This window comes from Serratia sp. (in: enterobacteria) (assembly GCF_046715635.1).
In the GTDB taxonomy this organism is placed as follows: Bacteria; Pseudomonadota; Gammaproteobacteria; order Enterobacterales; family Enterobacteriaceae; genus Chania.
Genome location: NZ_JBKJYW010000005.1, coordinates 1 through 7,462 on the forward strand (window position 1 = coordinate 1; position 7,462 = coordinate 7,462).

Annotated in this window: 8 protein-coding genes; 4 read left to right on the plus strand and 4 right to left on the minus strand. The window is 56.3% G+C overall.

Annotation, left to right across the window (positions count from 1 at the left end; all coding sequences use genetic code 11):
- Positions 1-253 (minus strand): helix-turn-helix domain-containing protein (locus ACLQ7H_RS00185; protein ID WP_411750929.1); only part of this gene is annotated, 253 nt, incomplete at its 3' end.
- Between the two features lie 107 nt (positions 254-360).
- On the opposite strand from ACLQ7H_RS00185, the gene ACLQ7H_RS00190 reads away from it, so the two are divergent.
- Positions 361-1,125, plus strand: coding sequence for a GntR family transcriptional regulator (locus ACLQ7H_RS00190; protein WP_411750930.1), 765 nt, complete (start codon positions 361-363; stop codon positions 1,123-1,125).
- On the opposite strand, the gene ACLQ7H_RS00195 is transcribed toward ACLQ7H_RS00190, so the two are convergent.
- Genes ACLQ7H_RS00195 through ACLQ7H_RS00205 form a run of 3 tightly spaced genes read right to left on the minus strand, consistent with a single transcriptional unit; the run spans position 1,112 to position 4,404 of the window.
- Positions 1,112-2,086 carry a PfkB family carbohydrate kinase gene (locus ACLQ7H_RS00195; protein ID WP_411750931.1) on the minus strand — a complete coding sequence of 325 codons (975 nt, stop codon included), beginning with the start codon at positions 2,084-2,086 and terminating at the stop codon, positions 1,112-1,114. The two genes, ACLQ7H_RS00190 and ACLQ7H_RS00195, sit on opposite strands and share 14 nt — an antisense overlap.
- Entirely contained in the window at positions 2,083-3,102 is a 1,020-nt protein-coding gene (locus ACLQ7H_RS00200) for an ADP-ribosylglycohydrolase family protein (protein ID WP_411750932.1), read from the minus strand. The genes ACLQ7H_RS00195 and ACLQ7H_RS00200 overlap by 4 nt, the downstream gene beginning before the upstream one ends.
- 51 nt (positions 3,103-3,153) lie before the next feature.
- Positions 3,154-4,404, minus strand: a complete 1,251-nt coding sequence (locus ACLQ7H_RS00205) for a nucleoside permease (RefSeq protein ID WP_411750933.1) — start codon at positions 4,402-4,404, stop codon at positions 3,154-3,156.
- A gap of 348 nt (positions 4,405-4,752) precedes the next feature.
- Between ACLQ7H_RS00205 and phoP the strand changes: the two genes are divergently transcribed.
- The 3 genes from phoP to ACLQ7H_RS00220 all read left to right on the plus strand — a co-directional run.
- Positions 4,753-5,424 (plus strand): two-component system response regulator PhoP, encoded by a 672-nt coding sequence (gene phoP / locus ACLQ7H_RS00210; RefSeq protein WP_021804688.1) that lies wholly within the window; start codon positions 4,753-4,755, stop codon positions 5,422-5,424.
- 5 nt (positions 5,425-5,429) lie between these two features.
- Positions 5,430-6,887: a two-component system sensor histidine kinase PhoQ gene (gene phoQ / locus ACLQ7H_RS00215; protein WP_411750935.1), complete on the plus strand. Its 1,458-nt coding sequence runs from the start codon at positions 5,430-5,432 to the stop codon at positions 6,885-6,887.
- Positions 6,888-6,967: 80 nt separating this feature from the next.
- Positions 6,968-7,462: cupin domain-containing protein (locus tag ACLQ7H_RS00220; protein ID WP_411750934.1), on the plus strand; the 495-nt coding region annotated here is incomplete at its 3' end.

Here is a 7,462-nt window from a genome sequence, read left to right on the forward strand (position 1 = left end):
GTTGGTGGCGAAGAGTCTGCTGTAACGGGACGCAGGAAACATCATTCAGCCAGGTCAATTCAGGCTCTTTTTTTAGGGCGGTTAGTCGGGCATTGGCCTGAATGTAGCCGATCTTCTCCTGTCGTTCTCGGTACGCATCAGTTCGCCAGCGGAGAACTGAATTGTAGACAAAACGCACACAGCCGAAGGTTTGAGCTAAAAACTCAATCTGATCCTGTGTTGGATAAAACCGATATTTGTAGGCGCGTTTCATATGTACAAAATTACAGGGGTTATAGTGAAAAGACAAAAAGAAGTTAGCTTGAAAACCGCCTCCTTTCCTCCCCGGCCTAAAGGCCCAGCTTTCCCGGAGGCAATCTGATGAGCACGGATCCCAACCAGCGCCTGCTGGACAAACTGCAACAAGATCTGACCAGCGCTGGCGCTATGCCGCTCTACTTGCGCTTTAACGAATCGGTACGACAGGCCATTGAGCTTGGCATCTTGAGCCAGGGGGATTTTCTGCCCAGTGAGCGCCATTTCACCGAACGGCTGGGGATCTCGCGCATTACGGTACGCAAAGCCCTGGCCTGCCTGGAGCAGGACGGCATCATCGGCCGCTCGCGGGGCTATGGCACCTTCATTCAAAATACCGTGGCTCAGCCTAAACTGGCCTACTCGCTGGCGGATGTGAAAGGTTTTTCACGCGAAGTGATGCTGCAAGGCCGCAAGCCGGACACCATGTGGCTCAGTCGTGAACAAATCCCGGCGGATAGCGCACTGGCCGAGAAACTGGCACTTGCCGAGCATACGCCGGTATACAAACTCAAACGTATTCACTTTATCGATCAGCGCCCCATGTCGGTAGCGGTGTCTTATGTGGTGGCGGAAGCGATAGCCAACGTTGATGATATTGGCGTTTCTCTCTATGACTACTTCCGTTTGAACAACGTTGAGCTGGGGTCGCTACGTAGCCAGGTCAGCGCCGCGATGAGCGATGACGAAACCCTGAAAGCGCTACAGCTGAAAGAAGCAATGCCGCTGCTGATCATCAAGCAAACGCTGTTCGACAGCCACAAAAAACCGATCGAATACAGCGAAAGCTTCTGCCGCAGCGACATGTACGAGTTTATCAGCGAGGATTAAGCTCCTCGCTGGCCAGGAGCTGAGCCAGGGTTGGCGCACAATCCCCACCGGCCTGCGATACCACGTAACCGGCTATGCTATTGGCTAGCGTCATGCTTTGGCGGGCGGTCAGACCCAGTGCCAACCCGGCGAGCAAACCGGCACTGTGGCTATCGCCAGCACCAATGCTGTCTACCACTTTGACCTGACGAGCGGCGATCCAGCCTTGATCCTCCGGCCCGGCAAAGTAATATCCGCCTTCCCCGCCGCAGCGCACAATCACCAGTTGCCCGGTGGTTGACCATAACTGCTGACAAAAGCCGGCAATATCTTCCTGCATGCCAAGGTGCTGGGCTTCACGCTGATTTAGCGTCAGGATCACCCCAGGGCGGATCAGGCGTTGCAGCAGGCTCTCTGCCATCACATCGATGCGCGGGCCAATATCCAGCACCACCCGCACCTGTTCGGGCAGGTGTAACAGCCAATCCACCAGCACGTTGCCCTGCTTGGCACCCAACTGATAACCGGAAAGGTAAACCAGCCCGCTTTGTGGCGTCACGTCTGCCAACCACTCAGGCTGCCACTGGTTCTCTATGCCATCGATAGAGATAAAGGTACGTTCACCGTCCGGTTCGACCAACGCCAGACACCAGCCGTTATCCTCACCACCCACTTGCAGATCGGAACTCACGCCGCGCTGCGCCATCTCGCTGCGCAAACGCTCCGCCCACACGCCTTCTCCCACCGGCAGCAGATTGCGGCTGGTAATGCCCAACTGGCGCAGAGCCACGGCGATATTCAGCGCGCAGCCCCCTAAATGCAGCCCCTGCATCTGGGCCGACACGTCACCACCGCGCACTGGCAAGGCATCGGCGCTCACCACCATATCCATCACCGCTGCGCCAATCACCGTAACCGGGCACTGCTGATGCCAGCCACCCTGGGTTAGCGTCTGCAATAACTCGCGTCTTTCGTTACTCATTCAACCTCCTGCCAGCGCTGGCGGAAACGGAGAAAGGCCTGCGCGTAGTGGTTGATATCCAGCGGATTCACCCGCTTTAATTCTGCCAACATAGTCGCGTCGAACGCGTCGATACCGTTCAGAGCACCGCAGATCGCCGTAGCCATCGCGCCGATGGTGTCGGTATCACCGCCCAGGTTGGCGCACAGGATCGCACAGCGGGTAGGATCGGTTTGCGCCAGTTCTACCATCGCCAACGCGGCCGGTACGGATTCTATGGTGCTGACCCCTGCGCCGACCAATTGGTAGACCCGTTCTGAGGCCTGCTCGGTACCGCCAGCCTGTTCGACGACCTGGAAGGCCAGTTCGATACGTGCCGCTAAAGAAGCGCTGAAGGTGGTGCTCTGGCGGCGCTGAGCGTAATCCGCCACCCCCGGCAACGCCAGGCGGATCTCTGCCCAACTGGCCCCTTCGACCGCCTTGGCAACCGCCCAGGCGATCACTACCGCCCCGGCAACGGCGATATCGGATTTATGTGTCGGGCTGGAGGCTAGCCAAACCTGCTGGCAAAACTGCTCCAACGGCGCAGAAGGTAATACGCACCCCAACGGGGAAACCCGCATCGCCGCGCCGTTGGTCACGCCATTGTTTTCCAAATCGCTAATCGGCGTGCCCTTCTTCTGCTCCCCCAGCGCCAGTTTGGAGCTCGGGCCAAGGATGTTTTTGTTGAAGGCGTCAAAACTATCGACCCAGCGGATCACGTTGCGGGCAATCAGCTCCGGCAGCACTTCACCGTCGGCCTCGATCAATGCGTCGGCGAGCGCCAGAGCCATAGAGGTATCATCGGTATACTGCGCTGCCGTGAAATAGCAGGCGGCGTTGTTCTCCGCCGGGCCGTCGAGGAAGCGGTCGATCCAGCCAAAGTGGCGCTTAACCCGCTCACGCGGCCACAGCTCGGAAGGCATGCCGAGCGCGTCGCCCAGCATTTGGCCATAAAGTGCACCCACCACGCGTTGTTCCTGGGTTAACTGCTTCATCTGTTTCTCCTGAATTTTTACCTTGCCGGGCAACACGCCCGGCGCAACGAATTAAGACCGTGCCACGTCAATCGGGGTGATGTTGTCGCTGCGTTCACGGAAGAACAGCAGGAACAGCAGCATGACGCCCACCACCATCACCGCACCAACGCCCCACACGGCGAACCAGTCAAACGTCATCCCGTCGCGTGGCTGATCGAGGGCGAAAGTGGTCATTGCACGCCCCCCGAGCCAGTTACCGATAAAGCTGCCCAACCCCTGGCAAATCAAGGTGATCAGGCCTTGAGCGGCGGTACGCATATGCGGCGGCGCTTTTTTGTCGACGTAGATATAGCCGGTCACGAAATAGAAATCGTAGCTGACACCGTGCAGCAAAATGCCCAGGAACAGCATGCTGTAGGCCCAGACGTCGGCAGTGCCGCCGTAGATAAAGAACACATAGCGGATCGCTGCGGTCACAAAGCCCAGCAACAACACCTTTTTGATGCCGTAACGCTTGAGCAGCAACGGTAGCGCCAGCATGGCGAAGATTTCCGAAACCTGCCCCAGCGTCATCCAGCCGGTGGCATTTGGCAGCCCAACCTGCGTCAGATAGCCATTGGCAAACTGGTAGTAAAACGCCAACGGCATACAGAACAGAAACGAGCACAGGGCGAAGGTGGCAAATGATCGGTCCTTCAGCAGGCCAAGCGCATTCAGGCCCAGCAACGCCTTGATATCCACCGGGCCAGAGCCCTTGGCTGGCGTATTGGGCAGCACAAAGCTGTATAAACCGAGCACGATCGAGGCCACACCGGTAATGATTAACGGCAGGTTGCTATCGGAAATATTGCCTAACCCCAGCAGTGGCGGCAGCATAAAGCCCACCACCAGACCGGAGGCAATCCAACCCAAGGTGCCCAATACGCGGATGCGCGGGAACTCTTTTTCAGTATCGGTAATGTTGGCAAAGGCGATGCTGTTGGTCAGCGCCACGGTCGGCATATAGGTGATGGCATAAATCACCAGCAGCGGGAAGAAGGTGGCAAAGGTGGTTTGCCAGGCGATGATAAACATCAGCACCCCGCCAGCCAGATGCAACCAACCCAAGACTTTTTGCGCGGCGAAGTAGCGATCGGCAATAACGCCAACCAGTACCGGCGAGAGGATTGCCGCAATCGCCGTACTGCTGTACGACCAGGCAATTTCGCCCGGCGTAAAGCCCAGCTTGTTGAGGTATTGCCATAGGGGAACAAACCACGCTCCCCAGATAAACCACTCGATAAACATCATGACAGACAGCTTCAGATGAGGACGTTTCATTATTATGTATCCTTGCTGGCTACCTTCCCGGCATCGGCTCGGGAAAGCGGTGTAGGGTTCCTGGTATTAGCATCATTACGATACCTATATAATACCTTAATGATACCTTTAATCCTTTGCAGCGATCCCGCTCACACTTCAGGCAGTCAGCTTTGTTTAAGTTTTGTTTACCTTTGGCACTGCGCTGTTTATCCTGCGTTTATCAGTCATTGCCGATAATCAATCGATGACAGAATGAAACGATCAGGGAATGGTCAGCTAGCGCGTTTCCACAACGTGGGCAACAGCGTGTAACCTTTCAGTGTGGGTGTCTGGTGTTTCACCCACCTAACAACAGGAGTCTGTACCATGCGAGTACTGGTTGTTGAAGACAATGGCCTATTGCGCCACCATCTTAGTGTGCAAATGCGTGAAATGGGGCATCAGGTCGATGCCGCAGAAGATGCCAAAGAAGCCGACTATTTTCTGCAGGAACATGCGCCAGATATCGCCATTGTCGATCTCGGGTTGCCGGGTGAAGACGGCCTGAGCCTGATCCGCCGTTGGCGTGCCAACCAAATGAAGTTGCCGATCCTGGTGCTGACCGCCCGTGAAAGCTGGCAGGATAAGGTGGCGGTGCTGGAAGCCGGTGCCGATGATTACGTCACCAAACCCTTCCACCTGGAAGAAGTGATTGCCCGCATGCAGGCCTTGATGCGCCGCAACAGCGGCCTGGCTTCACAGGTGATTGTGCTGCCACCGTTCCAGATCGATCTTTCACGCCGTGAGCTGAGCGTCAACGAACAGCAAATCAAACTGACGGCCTTTGAGTACACCATTATAGAAACGCTGATCCGTAACGCGGGTAAAGTGGTCAGCAAAGATTCATTGATGTTGCAACTCTACCCGGATGCCGAACTACGCGAAAGCCACACCATCGACGTGTTAATGGGCCGCTTGCGTAAAAAGCTACAGGCGGAATACCCACAAGAGGTGATCACCACCGTGCGTGGCCAGGGTTATCGTTTCGATGCCAAGTGAGCATGATGTTCAACAAAGATAAAAAGCCCTTCTCACTGCGCGCCCGCTTTCTGATGGCTACCGCCGGGGTGATCCTGGCGCTGTCGCTGTCTTATGGGCTGGTGGCGGTCGTCGGCTATATCGTCAGCTTTGATAAAACCGCTTTCCGCCTGCTGCGCGGTGAGAGCAACCTGTTCTTCAGCCTGGCACAGTGGAAAGACCAGAAGCTGACCATTGCCATCCCGCCCGACCTCGATCTCAACTCCCCGACGCTAGTGTTTATCTACGACGATAAAGGCAACCTGCTGTGGAGCCAGCGCTCGGTGCCAGAGCTGGAAAAACTGATCCAGAAAGAGTGGCTGCAAGAGTCCGGTTTCTATGAGATCGACACCGACACCCGCGTCAGTAGCGAAGTCCTCGGCGATAACCCCAAAGCCCAGGATCAGCTGAAAGACTATGACGATACCGACCATGAGGCGTTAACCCACTCGGTAGCCGTCAATACCTATGCCGCCACCCCACGCCTGCCCGCCTTGAGCATTGTGGTGGTCGACAGCATTCCGCAGGAGCTGCAACGTTCGGACGTGGTGTGGGAATGGTTCAGCTACGTTCTGCTGGCCAATCTGCTACTGGTAGTGCCTTTGTTGTGGCTAGCCGCGTATTGGAGTTTGCGGCCGATCAAGGCGCTGATAACCCAGGTCAGTGAATTGGAAAACGGCGAGCGCGAGCAACTGGATGAAAATCCCCCCAGTGAACTACGTGGCTTGGTACGTAACCTGAATATCCTGGTGCGCAACGAACGCCAGCGCTACACCAAATACCGCACCACGCTGTCCGACCTCACCCACAGCCTGAAAACTCCGCTGGCGGTATTGCAGACCACCCTACGCTCGCTGCGTTCCAGCAAACAGACCACCATCGAAGAGGTCGAGCCGATCATGCTCGAACAGATTGGCCGTATCTCGCAGCAGATTGGTTATTACCTGCACCGGGCCAGTATCAACTCTGGTCAAACCGTGCTGACCCGCGAGATCCATTCGGTTTCTGCCCTGCTCGACAGCCTGAGCGTGGCGCTGAACAAGGTCTATCAGCGCAAAGGGGTAGTGATCACTCTCGATATCTCACCAGAAGTCACCTTTATGGGCGAGAAGAACGACTTTATGGAGGTGATGGGCAACGTGCTGGAGAACGCCTGTAAATATTGCCTGGAGTTTGTGGAAATCTCCTCGCTGCACTCGGACAAATACCTGACGATCGTCATTGATGACGACGGCCCCGGCATCCCGGAAAGCAAGCGAGAGGTGATCTTCCAGCGCGGCCAACGCGTCGATACTCTGCGCCCTGGCCAGGGGATTGGTCTGTCGGTCGCCGCCGAGATCATCGAACAATATGACGGGCAAATTACCATCAGCGATAGCCCGCTTGGCGGTGCACGGATGGAGGTCACCTTCTCCCGCCAGCACGACTCTCACCATCACGATTAAATTCTGTCGCTCAGGCTCCGATCCACGGGGCCTAACTTCCGTTATAATCCCTGCAGGCTCACTCTATCCTGGAATAGAACATGGATTACCAAATAGATCTGGACTGGAACGACTTTTTGCAACGTTATTGGCAAAAGCGTCCGGTGATTATCAAGCGCGGTTTCAACAACTTTATCGATCCGATTTCCCCGGATGAGCTGGCCGGATTGGCCATGGAAAACGAGGTGGATAGCCGCCTGGTGAGCCATCAGGATGGGCGCTGGCAGGTTGGCCACGGCCCGTTCGAAAGTTTCGACCATCTGGGGGAGAACAACTGGTCATTGCTGGTGCAGGCCGTTGATCACTGGCATCAACCTTCCGGTGCCCTGATGCAGCCATTCCGTAAACTGCCGGACTGGCGCATGGACGATCTGATGATTTCGTTCTCGGTGCCGGGCGGCGGCGTTGGCCCGCATCTCGATCAATACGACGTGTTCATCATCCAGGGCACTGGCCGCCGCCGTTGGCGCGTGGGTGAAAAAGTGCCGATGAAGCAGCACTGCCCGCACCCTGACCTGTTACAGGTAGAGCCGTTT

Excerpts from the sequence above, each read along its gene's own strand:
- ACLQ7H_RS00190 (WP_411750930.1), top strand. The coding sequence starts at position 361 with ATGAGCACGGATCCCAACCAGCGCCTGCTGGACAAACTGCAACAAGAT.
- ACLQ7H_RS00195 (WP_411750931.1), bottom strand. The coding sequence starts at position 2,086 with ATGAGTAACGAAAGACGCGAGTTATTGCAGACGCTAACCCAGGGTGGC.
- ACLQ7H_RS00200 (WP_411750932.1), bottom strand. The coding sequence starts at position 3,102 with ATGAAGCAGTTAACCCAGGAACAACGCGTGGTGGGTGCACTTTATGGC.
- ACLQ7H_RS00205 (WP_411750933.1), bottom strand. The coding sequence starts at position 4,404 with ATGAAACGTCCTCATCTGAAGCTGTCTGTCATGATGTTTATCGAGTGG.
- phoP (WP_021804688.1), top strand. The coding sequence starts at position 4,753 with ATGCGAGTACTGGTTGTTGAAGACAATGGCCTATTGCGCCACCATCTT.
- phoQ (WP_411750935.1), top strand. The coding sequence starts at position 5,430 with ATGTTCAACAAAGATAAAAAGCCCTTCTCACTGCGCGCCCGCTTTCTG.